Genomic DNA, 16,043 nt, shown 5'->3' on the forward strand with positions numbered 1-16,043 from the left:
AAAGGCCAATGGTATTCTTCTCCAAGCGCCTGAAAACATATGACTACGCCGCCAAAACGCGTTGACGATAACTCCCAGCTCTCGCACGAATCGATACGTGAGGCCGAGGAGATCTTCAATCGTCATCTGAAGCGTGTCGGTCTCAAGCACACCGAGCAGCGCGATTCGATCCTGCGCACGTTCCTCGAAACTCACGATCACCTCTCGACCGAGGAACTGCATCAGCTCGTAAAGCGGGCCGATCCGCACATTGGATTCACCACCGTCTATCGCACTCTCAAACTATTGGCCGAGTGCGGCTTGGCGAGCGGAGTAGCGTTCCACGACGGCATCACTCGTTACGAACATCAGTACCAGCGGCGCAGCCATCACCACATGCTCTGTACTGAGTGTGGCAGCTCCGTCGAGTTCTTCTCTCCGGAGATAGAGAACGTCGAGAAGGAAATGGGCCGCAAGTACCACTTCAATACGACGCGCCATACCTTCCAGATCTATGGCATTTGCGATCAGTGCCAGAAGAAGCAGAAGAAGTGACTTCCTTTCGGCTTCCCATTCTGAATGGCTGTCGAGTGGTATGAATCCTGGTGCGGCAACCTCCGTCAAGGCTGCGGCACTCTGAATATCCAGCATCAGCTCGGCCCACGGAGGCACAAATGGCATTCTGCACAAATTGCGGCGCGGCTCTGGGTGAGAACGCTAAGTTCTGTTCGCGATGTGGACGCTCGGCTGGGCCAGTGTCTGGAACTGTGCCTCCTGGCGCCAGTGACTTCGGAATCCCGCGCAACATAGCTGCAGCGCTTGCTTACTTCGTCATTCCGGCAATCGTTTTCCTGCTCATCGATCCCTACCGAAATGACCGATCTATTCGTTTCCACTCGTTCCAGTCGCTCGCTTTCACTGTCGTTTCCATGATCCCGAGGATTGTCATTTATGTCCCGGTCGCAGGAATCTTTCTCTGGCCTATTCTCGAAATAGCCCTCTTCGTGATCTGGGTCATCCTCGTTGTAAAAGCTTTTCAAGGCAGTGAATTCAAGTTGCCGCTCATTGGCGACTGGGCAGAAGATCAGGCGGTCAAGATCGCATAGCAATCTGGTGCCCAGAGTTGGCGCAGTCCCGCTTCGGGATTCTCCTGTCAGGCAGAGCCTTGGCGAAACACAACTCCTTAGCTCTTGACACTCCCCTTCAAAAACATTTATGTCTAAGTGCTTTCCTCCCAGGCATGCGCTATGCACGGTGACGAACCGTTCAGAAAGGGAACCATTGATAGTTAAGGTTTTTTATCACGACAAATGTTTTGATGGAGCTTGCTCTGCGTCACTGTTTACGCGCTTTTACCGCGAGCGCATCCGTCGCAATGTAGAGTTCCAGTTTCAGGGCCTACTTCACCGCGCTGGCGCACTCTTCAATATCGACGACTTCAGCGGAGACGAGAACGCCATTGTCGATTTCAAGTATCTCGCTTCCGACAAGCTGACATGGTGGTTCGACCATCATGAGAGCGCGTTTCTCACCCAGGAAGACGCCGAGCATTTCGAGCAGCAGGAGAGCAACAAGAAGTTCTTTGATCCGGACTTCAAGTCCTGCACCAAGTTCCTCGCCACCATTGCGCAGAACCGCTTCGGCTTTGACTTATCTGCCGTCGAGGAACTCGTCACCTGGGCTGACATTGTCGATGGTGCATCCTACGAGTGCGCCGAAGTCGCTGTCGCGATGAAAGAGCCTGCCATGCGCATCACCATGGCAATCGAGGCGAATCAGGATCCCACGCTTATTCCACGCTTAATAGAACTTCTCGCTTATCGTTCCCTCGGCGAAATCGTCGCGATGCCACTAGTGGCAGACCGTATTCCACCTCTCCTCGATCGTCACCAGCGTTCTATCGACATCATTCGCGAGCACAGTGAGTGCGTTGATAAGACGATCTTCTTCGATGTGACTGGATACGATCTCGAAGGCTACAACAAGTTCATCCCGTACTACTTGCATCCGCAAAGCATCTACAGCGTTGGCCTCAGTAAGAGCAGCTTCCGCGTGAAGATCTCTGTTGGCTCCAATCCGTGGACCGATGCAGAGAACATGATCAACCTCGCAAAGATCTGCGAGCGCTACGGTGGTGGAGGTCATGCTCGTGTCGGAGCGATCAGTTTCCCGCCGGGCGAATTCGTGCGTGCGACCGAGGCCGCGAAAGAGATTGTTGCCGAGTTGAGGAGTCACGCTGCGAGGTACCACTCGAAGTAATTAGCCAGAGGGTAACGATTCAGGGCAAAAGCTTAACTGATTGGGCAATCCTGTGCTGAAAGTGCAGCTCAGTGCCCGATCAGTTACACTTTTACCCCGATGAGATTGGCAGCTAGATTAATCCTTGGCATCACAATGTTCAGCACAGGGCTGGCCTTTGCCCAGGGCGGAAGAGCAAATGCAGTCGCGCGTGGCAGTAAGACTGACGCTCCTGACGTCACCGCAAAGCCTCTCGATTCCCAGAAACGATTCGCTTACGATGTCGTCCGAGCCGCTGTAGCTCTGCCTCAAACTGATCCTCAAGACAGACTGAGGGTTCTTGCTTCTGCTGCTTCCGTGATGTCGCCCATCCGCCCATCGCTAGCCAAGACCTACAGCCGCGAGGGTCTGCGCATAGAGCAGGATCTGATCCAGCGTGGTACTCGGCCCGAGATCTCCATGCTCACGTCTGGCGTAGTCGATTGCCAAGCGGTGCTGAGCCTTGTTGAGAGCATTCATTCTGCGCGAGCCGACGTTGCCGAGCCCACGCTCATAGCGGCGGTATCAGCGTGCCCGGCTACGACACCAGTCGCACAACGATTGATCGATGCTGGACTTGAGCAGAAGAAAGTTGCTCCTCGGCTCACGCTCGCCCTCATGGATCGTGCTGGTCTGAAATCGGCGTGGACCGCCGTGCATTTCGAGACGCTGTTCGATTCGCTCCCGAGTGAAGCTGAGAAGATGCAGCATGAAGCACCAACCCTCGCAGCGATGTATGCGCGTATTGCGGGCAACGTTGACTCAGGTGTTGCGAGGAACTCTGGTCTGCGCCTGTTGCTGTGGCTCGGCAAACTCGAGGAGAGTGGAGATCGCACGGTAGCTCTGAACGTGACCACGAGTGCGATGAAAAGCGTGCTGGGAACAGAGGGCTACGAGGAAGCTCTCGCCTCTGATGTAATGGCCCGCCAAGCCGCGCAAACTGCCGGAGGCGAAGGAGAGATTTCACGCCCCGAGGAGGAATCAGCATCAATCCTGGATGCAATGCAGTCAGGTAAGCCGGATCGCATGCAGCAACTTGAAACCTTGCCAGCGTCACAGCGAGCGCGCGAAGCTGCGGCGAGTGGCTTTGTTAGCGGATTAGGTGGAGACAAGAAACTTGCGGCGCGCTATTTTGATCTGGCCTTCAGCTCTGCCAATGATGCGTGGAAAGAACGCCAGACCGTGCCGGGTACGCCCGCTTTGATTCAAGAAGTCAGCGAAGCCTCAGCACAAGTTAGCTCAATTGACGCGCTACGCAGGGTGCGAGGACTGGATGACACTGCAGCTCAGGCGATCGGTATGATTGCTGTTGCTCGTGTTGTGGCGAACAAAGATCAATCCGCCACAACCGCTTCTGCTAACCGGTAAGCAGGTACATTTCGAGCGAAGAGCTTTGCCAAGGAGCAGCGTTAGTCGCGACTGAGAAAGGTTGAATGTTCGGCTGGCAGATGCCCGTCGCGAGAACCTTCTCGCCGACTCGCGAAATGCCAGCGCTAATCTCATGCCGCTTTGATGAAACCTGTAACTGGCTCTGCCGAGAGCGGAGTAGAGGCACTGGGCGCTGTGCTTTCAGCCGACAGTACCTTCATCTTGTTCCAGTCGTAAGGGAACTCTTTTCCGCAATCGAGGCAAACAACATAGGTCCCCGTGACGCGCGCAGCTTCAGAGCGAAGGGCGTGTCCTTTCTTCGCTGTGATAGGGAAGCTGTACCTCTTATGCCAGCAGCCGAAGAGCATGTCGAAGACACCTAACATCGATATACCTCCTGGTCCCCGGTTCGGACCCTGACGCCAGTACTAAGGCATCTGGGTACTTTGATTCTGCACAGGGCAAAAAGGTTCGACAGAGTAGCAAATTCTGTTTCTGCAGAGATGACGGAAGTAAGTGTCCAAAATCCTATGTTGAACGGGTTGGCTGACATCGTGGTCAGTTTGGACAGGCCAGATGTCGAGGGCTGATGAAGAAGATGGAATGTGACAGAAAACGGTAACTGGTGACGTAGTTCCGCACTTTTAACCTGAAAATCCGACCCGCACACGTGCCCTTGAAACTCCGAAAGTTGCTGAATGGTGAGCTGTTTGCAAGCTTTTCCTCACATTCCAGCTACTTCGGCGCGAACCCGAGCGGTAAACTAGCGGTAGCCATGTCTGCCGATTTCGTCCATCTGCATCTTCATACCGACTACTCCATGCTCGACGGTGCATGCGACACCAAGTTGCTGTGCAAGCGAGCAAAAGAGCTGAATATGCCTGCCGTTGCCATGACGGATCACGGGAACATCTTCGGCGCCGTGCATTTTTTCAACGATGCGAAGGAAGCTGGGATTAAGCCGATCCTCGGTTGCGAGCTCTACATTTGTAAGAAAGAAGATCATCGAACCGAGCCACAAGGGGATAGCTACAACCACCTGATCGTGCTTGTAGAAAATGAAACTGGTTACAAGAACCTCACCAAGATCTGTTCTGAAGCATCTCTGCACGGCTTTTACTACAAGCCTCGCATCAGCAAACGTTATCTTGCGGAGCACGCAGAAGGACTCATTGGTCTGGCAGCATGCCTGAAGGGCGAAGTCGCTGAACGATTAACAGAAGGTCAGTACGAAAATGCGCGTACGGCAGCAAAGACTTTCGAAGACATTTTCGGACGTGGCAATTTCTTCCTCGAGATCCAAGATCAGGGACTAGAAGAAGAGAAGCGCATTCACAAAGATCTACTTAGGCTCGAAAAGGATCTCGACATTCCGATGGTAGCGACGAACGACTGTCACTACATCTGCGAGGACGATGGAATGGCTCAGGATGCCATGGTGTGCATCCAGACCGGTAAATCCATGGCCGATCCGAATCGAATGAAGTTCCAGACTAACCAGTTCTTCGTAAAGAGCTACGAGGAAATGGCAAAAGTCTTCCATGGATACGAGCAGTTTCTTACCCGCACGGTGGGGATTGCAGAGCGTTGCAATCTGAAAATGGCGAAGTTGAAGAATGCGTTCCCGCGATTCGATGTTCCGGAAGGCGAGACCATCGACAGCTACTTCGAACGAATCGCGCGGGAAGGCATGGCACAGCGCATGGTGTTTCTGCGCGAGTTGAAGGACAAAGGCAAACTGAAGCACAGCTTCGCCGATTACGAAGAGCGTCTGAATCGCGAGATCGGCATCATCAAGCAGATGAAGTTCCCTGGCTACTTCCTAATCGTGTGGGACTTCATTCATTATGCGAAGGAAGCTGGAGTTCCTGTAGGCCCGGGACGTGGTTCAGCCGCAGGTTCGCTTGTGGGTTACGCCATGGGAATCACGAATGTAGATCCCATTCAGAATGAATTGCTGTTCGAGCGTTTCTTAAACCCTGAACGCGTGTCCATGCCTGATATCGACGTGGATTTCTGCATGAATCGACGCGGCGAAGTCATCGACTACGTGACCCAGAAGTACGGGCGTGAGCAGGTGGCGCAGATCATAACCTTCGGCACCATGGCTGCAAAAGCAGCGATCAAAGACACGGGTCGAGTGCTTGATATGCCATACAGCGAAGTGGATCGGGTCGCAAAGATGATTCCTGGTACGCCAGGAATGACCATCGACAAAGCCCTCGCGGATGTCTCCGCGTTTCACGATGTTTACACCAACGAACCAACCATACGGAATCTGGTCGACACGGCAAAGAAGTTGGAAGGGATGGTTCGGAACTCCGGCGTGCACGCTAGCGCCGTTGTAATTGCCCCGGTGCCGCTTGACGAGCTCGTGCCGCTCTATAAGACAAAGAACGATGAAATCGTGACGGCCTACGACATGAAGGCCGTCGAGAAGATGGGCTTGTTGAAGATGGACTTCCTCGGGCTCACCACTCTGACGATCATCGACGACTGTCTGAAGATGATTAAGCAAACACGCGGCGAAGACATCGAGATGGAAAAGATTCCGCAGGAAGACATGGAGACATACGAGAAGGTCTTCCACACGGGACATACCTCGGGCGTCTTCCAGTTCGAATCCGATGGCATGCGCGATGTGCTGCGGCGCTACCATCCGATGACCATCGAAGACCTGACGGCTTTGAACGCCCTCTATCGTCCTGGGCCGATTCAGGGCGGCATGATCGACGACTTCATCGAGCGCAAATGGGGACGCAAAAAAGTCGATTACATGTTGCCGGAACTAGAGCGCCTGTTGAAGGAAACACTGGGCGTCATCGTCTATCAGGAACAGGTAATGCAGATCGCAAACGTGATTGCCGGCTATTCACTCGGCGAAGCCGATTTGCTGCGCCGCGCAATGGGTAAGAAGATCGCCGAGGAAATGGACAAGCAGCGTGCGCGATTCATGAGCGGCGCGGCAGAGCGAAATTTCTCTACTGAGAAGGCCGGACACATCTTCGACCTAATGGCGCAGTTCGCGGGATACGGTTTCAATAAATCGCACTCTGCAGCGTATGCGCTCGTTGCGTATCGTACAGCGTACTTGAAGACGCACTACCCGGTTGAGTTCATGGCGGCGCTGTTGACGTCCGTTACGAGCAAAACCGAAGACGTTGTGAAGTACATTGGCGAATCGCGCGAAATGGGTATCGAGGTCTTGGCTCCAGATGTTCACGAGTCTGCGTCGAACTTCACACCAATAGTGACTCCCGAGGGAAACAAGATTCGCTTCGGCCTTTCGGCGGTGAAGAATGTAGGCGGCAACGCAATTGCGTCCATCATAGATGCGCGCAAGGAAGGTCCATTCAAAAGCATCTACGACTTTTGCGAGCGCGTTGATCTGCGCCTGCTGAATAAGAGAGTTCTGGAATCGCTAATCAAGAGCGGCGCTATGGATTCCCTGGGGCGTCGCGCACAATTGATGCAGGTTCTGGACAAGGCCATGGAACAGGCGCAGAAGGCTGCACGTGACCGCGACGCGGGCCAGCACGGGCTATTTGGCATTTTCGAAGAAGCTAGCCCTACCGCGAATTCCGCCGACCAGTTGCCGGACGTGCCGGATTGGGAAGAATCGGTGCGGTTGCAGAACGAGAAAGAAATTCTCGGCTTCTGGATTAGCGGTCACCCTCTTGAGAAATATCAGGACAAAATCGAAGACCTGCATGCGTTGAAAACAGCCGATGTGCTGAAGATGAAGCGATCGACGCCGAAGAACGAAGAAGTGCAGGTTACAGGGTTGATCACAGGTCTGCGCATTGCCAAGACACGAAAAGGCGACATGATGGCTGGCCTTGTGCTCGAAGATATGGTCGGGCGAGTAGAGGCCGCTGTTTTTCCCGAGGCGTATAAGCGTCTGCACGAGAAGGTGAAGCTTGAGATTCCTGTGCTGGTAAAGGCTGCTGTGCGCGTCGAAGAAGACACCGCTCCAAAGCTGTTCATCAATGAGATCATTCCTCTCGATGAAGCAAAGGTGAGACTGCCACGTTCACTGCGTATCTCTGTTCGGCTGACGGAGGCCACCCCGGACACTGTCGATGCGTTGCACGACTTGTTCACGCGCTCGAAGGGCGATGCGAAAGTCTTGTTTGATTTGGAGCGCCCGGGCGAGTACGTCGTGGTGATGGAAGCTGAAGGCTATAATGTGATGGCTGATAGAGCCTTCGTGAGGAGCGTCGAGCAGTTGTGCGGCGCCGACTCGGTCAAGGTCATCGACTAAACTGGCGAGAAGAAGAGACGAATGGAAGCTGGAATTAAGGCAGACCAGGAACTAGAGCAAGTTGAACGCCAGATCGCGCATCTGGAATCGATTGCAGGCAGCGATAGCGAAGCGCAAAAGCAAATTCGGGATCTGAGAGAACGTGTCGACGGCCTTCGCAAGCAGGTGAACGCGAACTATGACGCCTGGAAGCGCACCGAACTCGCACGGCATCCGCAGCGTCCCTATCTGCTGGACTATGTGGAGCACATGTTCACTGACTTCTCGGAAATCCATGGCGATCGAGCATTTGGCGATGACCCTGCGATGGTCTGCGGGATGGCACGATTTCATGGTGAAGAAGTGCTCGTAGTCGGCACGCAAAAGGGCCGTGACACGAAGCAGAAAATTCATCGCAACTTTGGCATGCCCAATCCGGAAGGGTATCGCAAGGCAGTGCGAGCGATGCAGACTGCTGAAAAGTTTGGCCGTCCTATATTTACATTCATCGATACGCCGGGAGCATATCCGGGGCTGGGCGCTGAAGAACGTGGGCAGGGCGAAGCCATCGCGTACAACTTGCGCGAGATGGCGAGGTTGAAGGTTCCGATCATAGCGACCGTGACGGGCGAGGGCGGTTCGGGAGGAGCGCTGGCAATTGCCGTTGGAGATCGAGTGTTCATGCTGGAGAATAGCGTTTATTCGGTGATCTCTCCCGAAGGTTGTGCCTCAATCATGTGGCGCGACGCCAGCAAGCGCGATCTTGCGGCACAGGCCATGCACATCACTGCGCCTGACCTGATCCGGTTTGGCATTGTCGATGGCGTTGTACCGGAGCCGAATGGCGGTGCGCACAGCGATCATGCCCAGATGGCAAAGAACCTGGACAGGGTACTGGCAGAGAGCCTCGCTGAGTTGAAGAAACTGAGCACGGACGAGCTGCTCGAGGCGCGATATCAAAAGTTCAGAAAAATGGCCCAGTTCTTCAGCGAAGAATAGGCTGGCCGTGGCTCAATTCCCATTCTCAGTTACCAATCCGAGGGCGGATTTCGCGCTCTGATGCAGCGGGGATGCAGGTAGATGCCACAGTGCAGCGGCAGGGGTTGACGGCTGCCGTATAATGACTGAGCTCATGCAAAATGTTGGCGTTAACAACGTAACCGCACGCCCTTAAGGATGGCCTTTTCTCATGGCAAGTATCGACCTTGCCCTAAATCAGGGCACGGATCGTCGGCAAGATGGCGAACCCGTTGTAAACAATTTCAGCATTCAAGTCGGGACCGTAAATGGTTCCGGTTCACAATCCGCAAATTCCGTTCTTCTGCGCACAATCTTCCAGATGGGTGTTCCCGTCAGCGGTAAGAACCTGTTTCCCTCGAACATAGCAGGGCTTCCAACATGGTTCACCATTCGAGTGAGCAAAGATGGATACATGGCACGCAAGCGCGATACCGAGCTGCTCATTGCCATGAATCCCGAAACTGCTGCCGATGACGTTCGAGCACTCAAACCCGGTGCAGCTGTGCTGTATGACGAGCCGCTGAATCTGTCCGGTCTGCGCGATGATCTGGATTTCTTCTCAGCTCCGTTCGACAAGCTTGTAAGCCCAGTTTCTCCGGAACCGAAGTTGAAGAAACTGTTGCGCAACATGGTTTATGTCGGCGTGGTGGCGCATCTGCTTTCGCTCGATATGGCCGAGGTGGAAACGGCTATCAGCAAGCAGTTTAGTGGCAAGAAGCGCGCTACTGACGTAAACGTTGCCGCAGCGCGAGCTGGATTCGAGTATGCCGCTGCGAATCTTGCACACTCTCGTTTCAAGGTAGAGCGCATGAACGAGAATGCGAACAAGATCATCATCGACGGCAACTCGGCTGCAGCTCTCGGGGCGATGTTCGCCGGAGTGACCGTGGTTCCCTGGTATCCGATTACGCCTTCGTCTTCGGTGATTGAGTCGTTGACGGATTTCCTCAAGGAATACCGCGTAGATGCTGATGGCAAAGCTACTTTCGCCGTTGTTCAGGCTGAAGACGAGCTGGCCGCAATCGGGATGGTCCTCGGGGCGTCATGGGCTGGTGCGCGGGCTATGACGGCATCATCGGGGCCGGGCATCTCGTTGATGACGGAGTTTACTGGCTTAGGTTATTACGTCGAGCTGCCAGCAGTGATCTGGGACGTGCAGAGAGTTGGGCCTTCAACTGGATTACCTACCCGCACCGCCCAGGGCGATGTGCTCGCAACGGCGTTCCTGTCCCACGGAGACACGAAGCATCCGTTGCTGCTGCCGTCATCACCTGCTGAATGCTTCGAGTTCGCCGGGGTAGCGTTTGACGTTGCCGAGCGCCTGCAGACGCCGGTGTTTGTGCTGAGTGATCTCGACATCGGCATGAATAACTGGGTAAGCGAGCCGTTCCAGTATCCCGAGAAGCCGTTTGACCGCGGGAAGGTGCTCAGCAAAGAAGAACTCGACAAGGTTGGGAGCTTCGCGCGGTACAAGGATGTAGACGGAGACGGAATCGGATACCGTACCGTGCCAGGAACTCTTCATCCCTCGGCCGCATGGTTTGCACGTGGCAGCGGACACAATGAGAAGGCACAGTACTCAGAACGTCCAGATGATTACGTCAACAACCTCGACCGATTGAATCGTAAGTGGGAAACGGCGCGAACCATTGTTCCTGGGCCGGTGCTGGAGCATAAGGCTCAGGGCGCGAAGGTGGGGATCATTGCGTACGGGTCATCGCACTGGGCAATGGTGGAAACGCTGGATCAGCTAAGGCAGCAGGGAATCGAGGCTGACTACCTCCGCCTGCGAGCCTATCCGTTCAACAAGGATGTACAGAACTTTGTGAGCGCGCACGAACGCGTATACGTGATCGACCAGAACCGCGATGCGCAGATGATGCAGTTGATCAAGATGGACATTGCGGGCGAGGACGCGTCGAGATTGCGTAGCGTTTGCCACTACAACGGCCATCCGCTGGAAGCGCGTTTTGTAACAGACAGCATTCTGTCGCAAGAGAATGTGTCGCAGGAGCGGAAGTAATGGCTACCATACCGAACACTTCTACAGCCGCTAAGACAAATCGCATTGGTCTCTCCGTTATCGACTACCGCGGAGGCAAGTCAACACTATGCGCGGGTTGCGGCCACAACGCCATCTCTGAACGTATTATCGACGCGTTTTACGAGATGGGTGTTGAACCCGAGCAGGTTGCGAAACTGAGTGGAATTGGTTGTTCGTCGAAGAGCCCCGCATACTTCATGGGGCGGGCGCACAGCTTCAACTCCGTCCACGGGCGCATGCCGGCGATAGCGACAGGAGCTGCCGTTGCCAATCACAAGATGCTCTACATCGGCGTGAGCGGTGACGGGGACACTGCCTCGATTGGTATGGGACAGTTTGCTCACTTGATGCGGCGCAATCTTCCGCTGATTTACATCATCGAAGATAACGGCGTTTATGGCCTCACCAAGGGACAGTTCTCGGCGACTGCCGATGTGGGTTCAAAGCTGAAAACTGGCGTAGTTAACGAATTGCCTGCCATTGACACCTGCGCGCTGGCCATCGAGTTGGGAGCTACGTTTGTGGCTCGCAGCTTTTCTGGTGACAAGAAGCAGTTGTTGGCATTGCTGAAGGCGGCAATCGTACATAATGGGACGGTGCTCTTGGATGTGATTTCGCCTTGTGTAACCTTCAACGACCATGAAGGCTCGACGAAGAGCTACAAGTTCATGAAGGATCACGAGGAACCGCTGCAGGACATCAATTTCGTGCCCTCGTTTGAAGAAATCGATGTCGAGTACGAAGAGGGAAGCGGCATCGATATCTCCCTGCACGATGGCTCGAGGATGCACCTGAGCAAATTGGAGGAGGACTACAACCCGACCGATCGGATTGCAGCCTTGAAGAGACTGGCCGAGGCTCGCGAGAACAACGAAGTGCTGACAGGACTATTCTATGTAAATCCCAATCAGCCGAGCTTTACGTCTCTGTTGAACTTGGCAGACGAGCCTTTGGTGAAACTGCCACAGGACGTAACGCGTCCGCCTAAGAGCGTTCTAGACAAGATCATGGAAGAGTATCGGTAGGCATTCGGTTGTCCGACACGAGGCGCGGAGCAATCCGCGCCTTTGTTGTGTTCTCTCTCGTTCTCAGGTTTGAGAGTTCCCTCTATAATCGTTCCTGAAATCCAGTATTGGAGTGCCTGTGGCCTATAACGACCTGCGTGAATGGATATCAGCGCTTGAGAAAGCCGGCGAACTGAAGCGCATTAAAGCCGAAGTTGATCCGACTCTTGAAGTAACCGAGATAACGGATCGGGTGTCGAAGTGGGGCGCGCGGAACGGGCACGGACCAGGTGGTCCGGCGTTGCTGTTTGAGAACGTCAAAGGTCATCCGGGCCACAAGATACTCATCAACCAGTTTGGATCAGAGCGGCGCATGAATTTGGCGCTTGGGTCTAACTCTCTGGATGAGATTGGCCAGCGCATTCACCAGATGATGGACGTGAAGACCCCGCAAGGTTTGCTGGAAAAGATCAAGATGCTGCCAATGCTGGCTGAACTGGGCAGCGTGTTTCCAAAGCGCGTATCGAGCGGCCCCTGTAAAGAGGTGATCAAGAAGGAGAACTTCTCGCTTCTGGATTTCCCGATTCTTCAGTGCTGGCCACAGGACGGCGGACGTTTCATAACGCTGCCGTGTGTGATGACGCGAGATCCGCGTACGGGGAAGCGCAACATCGGTATGTACCGCATGCATGTGTACGATGGCACGACAACTGGCATGCACTGGCAGAGGCACAAGAACGCGGCCGAGCATCAGCGTGAGTTGATGCGTGCCGCTGTGGCGGATGGTCCAACGCTCGGGCGGACTTCCTCGGTAGACATCATGGCGCGCAGCGGTGGCGGGAGTATTGCCGTGCAAGGCAAGCCCGTCAATGGGCGCATGGAGGTTGCCGTGGCGATAGGGACTGATCCGGGGCTGACGTTCTCGGCTATCGTGCCAGCACCACCGGAGGTCGAGGAGTACATGATCGCGGGTTTCCTGCGGGGAAAGCCGGTCGAGGTGGTGAAGTGTGAGACGGTGGATCTGGAGGTTCCAGCAAATGCAGAAATTGTGCTGGAAGGATACATCGATATCGGCGAATTGAAGACCGAAGGGCCATTTGGCGATCACACCGGATTTTATTCGCTCGAGGACCTATACCCGGTGTTTCATGTGCAGTGCATCACACACCGGAAGAATCCGATCTACGCCGCTACGATCGTAGGCAAGCCTCCGCAAGAGGACGCGTGGATGGCACTCGCCGTGGAGAGAATCTTCCTGCCTGCGGCGAAAATGATGATTCCCGAGTTGGTGGATTTTCATCTGCCGCCAGAGGGCGTGGCCCACAATCTGATGATTGTCTCGATCCGAAAATCGTATCCGGGACAGGCTCGAAAGGTGATGAACGCCATTTGGTCGCTCGGTCAGGCGATGTTCACCAAGTGCATTGTTGTTGTGGATGAGGATTGCGATGTCAAGGATTTGCGCGAAGTAACGTTGCGGGCGTTGAACAATATCGACCCCGAGCGCGATATTCAGTTCACACTTGGGCCGGTTGACACGCTGGATCATGCCTCGCGCTTGCCAAACTTTGGCAGCAAGATGGGCATCGACGCGACGCGCAAATGGTCCACCGAGGGTTTTCATCGTCCGTGGCCGGATGAAGTCGAGATGTCGGATGATGTGAAGCAACGTATCGCAAAACGCTGGAAGGAGTTTGGGCTGGAGTAGAGGCCAACGATTCCGGAGATGCGCCCCTGAGTGGGCGCATTTGTTTTCGATCTATCGGAAACGTAGGACGAAGTAGATGAGTAATCCCCAGAAGGGGAGAGAAATCAGTGCCGCTATAAAGAGCCCTCTGAAGGCGCCACCCGAGCGGTGAGATTTAGATGAATTGCCAAGATCCGGTATGGACTGGTTATGCTCCCCCATGAACTGCCTCCGACATTTGTGTGAGCGCACCGCAGTTTTTCTTTTTGGATTGGTGCGATTGGCGCTGAAAGTTCTTGGAGTAATTCGCGGAACAAATCGAGTGCGGGTGGGTTTTAGAGAACATCCACGGTTGTGGCTGGTGGCCACGTCCGTTCCTAAGAGGTACACGAGATGAGGCTCTCCCAAGTTCTTTGGCTCTCGATCGTTGGTGGGGCTCTGGTTGTGAACGTGGCCGCTCAACAGCAGTCCTCATCCTCTCCATCACAGGATCAGAGCTACACGACAGAGCAGCAACGCGGATACCCACAGCAGCAATCGGGAGACCCGCAGAGATCGCAGTATCCGGGCTATCCTCAGTCGCAGACACAGGTTCCGCCGAGTTATCCGCCCCAAGAGCCGTTGTATCCGCCTTCACAGGTACAAAGCCAGCCTGACGCTCACAATTATCCGCCGCAGCAGGACGGAACGTATGCGTCTCAGCAGGAGAACTATCCTCCTGCATCGCAGAATCCGAACTATCCATCCTCTCAAGATCAGGGTTATCCATCAGCGCAGTCGCAATCATCGGCGACGGCACAATATCCGTCAGATCAGTATCCGACTGGGCAGCAATACCCAACAGAGCAACAATATCTTTCGGCTGGGCAATACCCCTCAACTCAGCAGTATCCACAGCAGGGCCAGGAGCCCTATCCGCAGCAGTCGCCGTATCCTCAGCAGCAATATCCCCAATCAGAATCGCAGTACCCGCAATACCCACCACCTCAAGAGCCGTATCCGGCACCGCGGCAAGGAGGGTATCAACCTCCTCCAGTTCAGACACGTGAATGGGTACCGCAAGGAATCGAAGCTCTAGGGCAGTATGCATCGCAGAAGACCGAGTTCACACTCGATCACTCAATGCTGGTTATGGTTTCGAAAATGGATCGGGACAATGACGACTTGAGGCATGTGATTGCCGGAGTGAGCGGTGTCTCCGTGCACAATTTCCGCTTCCCAGGAAGAGTGACGTGCGATGCGAGATTGATGGCGTTCATCACGAATCAATACCGCGAGGCGGGATGGCAACACTTGGTGAGCAAGCACCGCCGCGAGTATGGAGGGATGGGGACGGACCTTTGGCTGAGACTCGACCGCGGAGCGATCACCAATATCGCTGTGCTTTTTGCGGGCGAACGGCAGCTGAACTTCGTTTCGGTTGCAGGCTCAATCTCGCCTCTGGAATTGCTGCATTTGAGCGGGCACTTTGGGATTCCACGAATGGATGGCGGAATTGCGGTGCCGGTCCCAGAAGATAAGCGACATCATCACGATCGTTACGGAAGCGAATACCACTAATTACTGTTTGAGCTTAAAGAAACGCAGGAAGTTCTGTAGAGCGAGTTCGCCAGCCTCGTTGGGTGCGAGGCCACGTAGCTCCGCAAAATGGCGGGTGGTTTCGACCACGTAGGCGGGCTCGTTGCGCTTTCCGCGATAAGGAACCGGTGCGAGGTATGGGCAGTCAGTTTCGAGGAAGAAGCGGCCGAGAGGCACCATTGCGGCAGCGTCGCGAATGTTCTGCGCCTTGGGGTAGCTTAGGTTTCCGGCAAAGGACAACATGAAGCCGAGGTCGAGTGAGGCCTGGGCCTGTGCGAGGCTTCCGGTGAAGCAGTGCATGACCCCACCAAGCCCTGTAGAAGCCCATTGCTCACGAAGAACGGCGAGCAGGTCGTCCCATGCGTTGTCACTGTTGGCACTTGGTCGGCAGTGGATGAGGATGGGAAGCTTGAGAGAGGCTGCGAGCTCAAGTTGTTGGCGGAAAACTGTCTGCTGAATGTCGCGAGGCGAATAGTCGTACCAGTAGTCGAGTCCGATTTCGCCAATGGCGATCACGCGCGGGTGAGCCGCGAGGCGCTCTATATTCACCAAGTGCTCGGGCGTGAGCAGGCGAGCTTCGTGAGGGTGCACGCCCAGCGATGCGTAAATCCAAGGATGTTTCTCAGCGAAGGGAATCGCGCAGGCCACGTCATCAGGACCCTCGCCGTTGCCGATAGCGAGAAGTGCGCGGATTCCAGAATCAAATGCGCGTTGAATAACTTCTTCGTGGTCAGAGGCAAACTGAGAACCATCCAAGTGGGCGTGCGAATCGAGATACATAAATGGAATGATACGGGAAGGGGACTGGGAGGCGAAAGCGCTGGGTGTCTCTAGGGAAAATCT

Annotated in this window: 12 protein-coding genes; 10 read left to right on the forward strand and 2 right to left on the reverse strand. The window is 54.7% G+C overall.

All coding sequences use genetic code 11. The features are described 5' to 3' along the window. The first annotated feature begins 39 nt into the window (after window positions 1-39). From AC6IZD_RS07455 to AC6IZD_RS07470, 4 genes are all read left to right on the forward strand, one after another. Window positions 40-534, forward strand: coding sequence for a Fur family transcriptional regulator (locus AC6IZD_RS07455; RefSeq protein ID WP_497787059.1), 495 nt, complete (start codon window positions 40-42; stop codon window positions 532-534). A 119-nt stretch (window positions 535-653) separates the two neighbouring features. Next, entirely contained in the window at window positions 654-1,085 is a 432-nt protein-coding gene (locus AC6IZD_RS07460) for a zinc-ribbon domain-containing protein (protein WP_497787060.1), read from the forward strand. Between the two features lie 175 nt (window positions 1,086-1,260). Next, window positions 1,261-2,238 (forward strand): phosphoesterase, encoded by a 978-nt coding sequence (locus AC6IZD_RS07465; RefSeq protein WP_497787061.1) that lies wholly within the window; start codon window positions 1,261-1,263, stop codon window positions 2,236-2,238. 105 nt (window positions 2,239-2,343) lie between these two features. After that, entirely contained in the window at window positions 2,344-3,624 is a 1,281-nt protein-coding gene (locus AC6IZD_RS07470; RefSeq protein ID WP_497787062.1) for a hypothetical protein, read from the forward strand. A 131-nt stretch (window positions 3,625-3,755) separates the two neighbouring features. On the opposite strand, the gene AC6IZD_RS07475 is transcribed toward AC6IZD_RS07470, so the two are convergent. Beyond that, entirely contained in the window at window positions 3,756-4,010 is a 255-nt protein-coding gene (locus AC6IZD_RS07475) for a hypothetical protein (protein WP_497787063.1), read from the reverse strand. A gap of 290 nt (window positions 4,011-4,300) precedes the next feature. On the opposite strand from AC6IZD_RS07475, the gene dnaE reads away from it, so the two are divergent. The 6 genes from dnaE to AC6IZD_RS07505 all read left to right on the forward strand — a co-directional run bounded on the left by dnaE (window position 4,301) and on the right by AC6IZD_RS07505 (window position 15,182). Beyond that, a complete protein-coding gene (dnaE, locus tag AC6IZD_RS07480; protein WP_497787064.1) occupies window positions 4,301-7,888 on the forward strand; it encodes a DNA polymerase III subunit alpha in 3,588 nt (1,195 codons plus the stop codon). 21 nt (window positions 7,889-7,909) lie between these two features. Beyond that, on the forward strand, window positions 7,910-8,866 hold the full coding sequence (locus AC6IZD_RS07485; protein WP_497787065.1) for an acetyl-CoA carboxylase carboxyltransferase subunit alpha: 957 nt from the start codon (window positions 7,910-7,912) through the stop codon (window positions 8,864-8,866). 190 nt (window positions 8,867-9,056) lie between these two features. After that, on the forward strand, window positions 9,057-10,910 hold the full coding sequence (locus AC6IZD_RS07490; RefSeq protein ID WP_497787066.1) for a 2-oxoacid:acceptor oxidoreductase subunit alpha: 1,854 nt from the start codon (window positions 9,057-9,059) through the stop codon (window positions 10,908-10,910). Beyond that, window positions 10,910-11,956: a 2-oxoacid:ferredoxin oxidoreductase subunit beta gene (locus AC6IZD_RS07495; RefSeq protein WP_497787067.1), complete on the forward strand. Its 1,047-nt coding sequence runs from the start codon at window positions 10,910-10,912 to the stop codon at window positions 11,954-11,956. The genes AC6IZD_RS07490 and AC6IZD_RS07495 overlap by 1 nt, the downstream gene beginning before the upstream one ends. Before the next feature lie 118 nt (window positions 11,957-12,074). After that, complete coding sequence (locus AC6IZD_RS07500; protein WP_497787068.1) at window positions 12,075-13,643, forward strand: UbiD family decarboxylase; 1,569 nt, start codon at window positions 12,075-12,077, stop codon at window positions 13,641-13,643. A 372-nt stretch (window positions 13,644-14,015) separates the two neighbouring features. Further along, entirely contained in the window at window positions 14,016-15,182 is a 1,167-nt protein-coding gene (locus AC6IZD_RS07505) for a hypothetical protein (protein ID WP_497787069.1), read from the forward strand. Here AC6IZD_RS07505 and AC6IZD_RS07510 read toward each other — a convergent pair whose 3' ends face one another. Then, the gene (locus tag AC6IZD_RS07510) at window positions 15,183-15,980 is read right to left on the reverse strand and encodes a TatD family hydrolase (protein ID WP_497787070.1); all 798 of its coding nucleotides are present in this window, start codon (window positions 15,978-15,980) and stop codon (window positions 15,183-15,185) included. Window positions 15,981-16,043 lie beyond the last annotated feature (63 nt).

The organism is Koromonas humicola (assembly GCF_059726255.1).

Bases quoted from the DNA above. Each gene is read 5' to 3' on its own strand.
- AC6IZD_RS07490 (WP_497787066.1), top strand. From the start codon at position 9,057: ATGGCAAGTATCGACCTTGCCCTAAATCAGGGCACGGATCGTCGGCAA.
- AC6IZD_RS07485 (WP_497787065.1), top strand. From the start codon at position 7,910: ATGGAAGCTGGAATTAAGGCAGACCAGGAACTAGAGCAAGTTGAACGC.
- AC6IZD_RS07505 (WP_497787069.1), top strand. From the start codon at position 14,016: ATGAGGCTCTCCCAAGTTCTTTGGCTCTCGATCGTTGGTGGGGCTCTG.
- AC6IZD_RS07510 (WP_497787070.1), bottom strand. From the start codon at position 15,980: ATGTATCTCGATTCGCACGCCCACTTGGATGGTTCTCAGTTTGCCTCT.
- AC6IZD_RS07455 (WP_497787059.1), top strand. From the start codon at position 40: ATGACTACGCCGCCAAAACGCGTTGACGATAACTCCCAGCTCTCGCAC.
- AC6IZD_RS07495 (WP_497787067.1), top strand. From the start codon at position 10,910: ATGGCTACCATACCGAACACTTCTACAGCCGCTAAGACAAATCGCATT.
- AC6IZD_RS07460 (WP_497787060.1), top strand. From the start codon at position 654: ATGGCATTCTGCACAAATTGCGGCGCGGCTCTGGGTGAGAACGCTAAG.
- AC6IZD_RS07475 (WP_497787063.1), bottom strand. From the start codon at position 4,010: ATGTTAGGTGTCTTCGACATGCTCTTCGGCTGCTGGCATAAGAGGTAC.